Annotated in this window: 1 protein-coding gene; it reads right to left on the reverse strand. The window is 30.2% G+C overall.

Annotated features, from left to right (window positions below; translation table 11 throughout):
* Positions 1 to 217, reverse strand: a 217-nt coding sequence (gene rpsH / locus FUA24_RS17130; protein WP_148544315.1) for a 30S ribosomal protein S8, incomplete at its 3' end; no start/stop codon positions are given.
* Positions 218 to 245: the final 28 nt, after the last annotated feature.

The raw sequence follows: 245 nt of genomic DNA on the forward strand, positions 1-245 counted from the left end.
CAGGTTCTTTAGTTACACTATTGTATTTAAGTGCAATTTTAATGGTACCCTGTGTAGTAGAATCATCAAATTTATAACTTAAAATATACCCTTGTTCGAATAATATTTTAGTTATGTCTTTCTTTAAATTAGATGCAGGAATCTCAACCACTCTGTGGTTAGCACGCACTGCGTTTCTAATTCTTGTTAAATAATCCGCAATTGGATCTGTATACATAATTAATTGATTTTGCGATTTTGGTTTT

It is taken from the genome of Seonamhaeicola marinus, assembly GCF_008085455.1.